The 2,574-nt window shown below is 71.8% G+C and carries 2 protein-coding genes and 1 pseudogene; 1 reads left to right on the plus strand and 2 read right to left on the minus strand.

The features are described from left to right. Positions 1–584: hotdog fold thioesterase (locus MXD58_RS28695; RefSeq protein WP_374616786.1), on the plus strand; the 584-nt coding region annotated here is incomplete at its 5' end. Positions 585–967: 383 nt separating this feature from the next. On the opposite strand, the gene MXD58_RS28700 is transcribed toward MXD58_RS28695, so the two are convergent. Then, on the minus strand, positions 968–2,137 hold the full coding sequence (locus MXD58_RS28700; RefSeq protein WP_248839959.1) for a branched-chain amino acid ABC transporter substrate-binding protein: 1,170 nt from the start codon (positions 2,135–2,137) through the stop codon (positions 968–970). Between the two features lie 195 nt (positions 2,138–2,332). Continuing rightward, positions 2,333–2,574: pseudogene (locus MXD58_RS28705) on the minus strand (ABC transporter substrate-binding protein); the annotation flags it as partial.

The raw sequence follows: 2,574 nt of genomic DNA on the forward strand, positions 1-2,574 counted from the left end.
GCTCGGTAGGGGCCGTCTGCCAGGCGACCAGACTGAGCTGGGCGGCGAGGTTGCGGTCCGAACCGGCGAGCGGCGCTCCGGCGGCCGATGCTCCCGCGACCGCCAGCGGCACCCCCGCCTCGGGGCCCACGGTCGGTGACGGCTCGGCTGGGCCGGACCCGGCCGCGGTCCGCCTCGCGGCCCAGGTCAACGAGGCGCGCGGGGAGGCCGAGCGGCGATTGGGTATCCTGCTCACCGAAGCCAGCGCGACCCGTCTGGTGGCGACGATGCCGGTCGAGGGCAACCGTCAGCCGTTCGGCCTTCTGCACGGCGGGGTCTCCGTGGTGCTCGCCGAGACGCTGGGGTCGGTGGGGGCGACGCTCGGCGCGCCCCCCGGCAGCATCGCGGTCGGCATCGAGGTCAGCGCGACACATCACCGCTCCGCCACCTCCGGCATCGTCACCGGCGTCGCCACCAGGGTTCACGGCGGACGTACCCTGACCACGTACGACATCCGGATCACCGACGAGGCCGGCCGCGCCGTGTGCACCAGCCGGCTCACCTGCATGATCCTCCCCGCGCCGCCGGAGACCGGGCAGCCGTAGAGCCGATTCCCCCGCTCTCGGACCATTCCCTCGGACCAATGACGCGGAGCCGCAATACAGCACACTGATCTACTTATCTAACGCAATTTACTACTTGCGGGTGCTCCTCGTTGCCCAGGCGAGGGATCCCCGAAGGGACACACCGGACTCCGTGCGCGAGATTGACCTGGTGCGGCCGGGGGGCTTAATCTCATCGCCGGTGGCACCCGGGAGGTGGCGAGTAGACAACGTGCGGACGCGGGGAAGGTCCGTACGGCACCAAAGTCGTCCCCGGGTGCCACAATTGCGAACAGGCCGCCCGGTCGGCTGATCCCAGGATCGGCCGACCGGAACCGGCGCGGACACGGGCGGCCAGATCGGCGCCGCCGCGCTCCGCTCCAGTCTCAGGGCCGCACGAGTGCGTCGATCGGGCCGAGCGCGACCCGCTGACCGCGGCGCACCTCGTACAGATAGACCGTCGTACCGCGGACGTCCCCGTTGCGGGCGAAGACGATCCGCTTGGTGATGCCGGGGATGTCCACGCCGCCGAAGGCGCCGGCGACCGAGTCGCGGCTCGCTCCCGCGCCGACCCGCCGCAGAACCGCGATGACCGCGTTGGTGGCGTCATAGGCCTCGGCGGAGTAGGTCCCGGGCCGGGTGCCGCTGTTGACCGCGCGGAACTCGGCGACGAACGCGGCAGCGGACCGGTCGTGGTTGGGATCGCCGCAGGAGCAGGTCAGCAGGATTCCCTCGGCGTTGCCGCTGCCCGCCTGCCGGATGAGCTGGTCGTCGTTCGCCCCGTCGCCACCGATGATCTTCCCCGTGTAACCCTTGCTCCGCAGCGCCCCGGCCAGGTCGGCCAGCTCCGCGTAGTAGCCGGAGTAGTAGACCGCGTCAGGCGCGGCCTTGGCGATCTTGTCTGCCTCGGACCCGAGGTCCGCGGCGGCGACCTCGTCGTGCACCGGCGTGACCCCGCGCGCCTTCAGCGCCGTCTCCAGCGCGGAGGACAGGCCCCGGCCATATTCGCTGGCGTCGTCCACCGAGTACACCGAGGTGACCTTCAGGCCCTTGGCGAGGTACTCGGCGGCGGCCGCGCCCTGGATGCCGTCGGCCGCCATGACCCGGTAGAACGTGGTGAAGCCCTGGTCGGAGAGCGCGGGACTGGTCGCCGACGGGCTCACCGACAGCAGACCGGCCCGGCTGTAGAGGCGCTCGCTCGACATCGCCGGCCCGGAGAACACCGGGCCGATCACGGCCACCACGTTCGGATTGTCGATGAGCTTCTGGGCCGCGGCCGGGCCCTGGGGCGCCATCCCCTGGTCGTCGGAGGCGACGATCCGCAGGCGGAATGGCAGGTCCGGCCGGCGGTTGGCCTGGTCGACGGCGGTCAGCAGGCCGTCGTAGGCGTTGATGCCCAACTGCCGGTTGCCCCCGGACAGCGGGCCCTGGAAGCCGATGACGAACTCCTTCTTGCCGCCGTCGGACCGCGACTCGCCGCAGCCGCCGAGGGCGGCCCCCGCCACCAGCAGCCCCGCCGCGCCGAGCACCCCCCAGCGCCGTCCAGGAACGCTCATGGCACGCCCTTCCCCGGCATCGCGCTGCGGCGCCGGTGCCGGCGTCCGCGACGCCGGAGATCGTCAACATCGCCGTTGCGAACTTTAAGTAGTCGATCAACGACCTGATGTCACGAAATCTATGCGCGCCGAGCCGGCCCCGAAGGGCGGTGGGTGAGCGTGTCGCGTCCTTTTGCGACCGGACGCCGGGTGTCGCTAGGAGGTTCGGGTCGCCATCGCCACGAACCGTCCACCGAGCACCGTGTAGAGCACCACCCGGGGGTCCTTGACGTCGCCCCAGCGGTCGAAGGACACCGTGCCGCTGACACCGGCGAACGTGCCGCTGCCGATCGCGCTGACGATGTCGTGGCGCGCCGTCTGGTCGACCACCGCGCGCCGCGGCAGCACGGTGGCGGCCGCCCGGATGATCGCGCGCGCCGCGTCGTACGCGTAGGCGG

The organism is Frankia sp. AgKG'84/4, assembly GCF_023242965.2.
GTDB lineage: Bacteria > Actinomycetota > Actinomycetes > Frankiales > Frankiaceae > Frankia.

Coding starts and splice junctions, on each gene's coding strand:
- MXD58_RS28700 (WP_248839959.1), bottom strand. CDS start 2,137: ATGAGCGTTCCTGGACGGCGCTGGGGGGTGCTCGGCGCGGCGGGGCTG.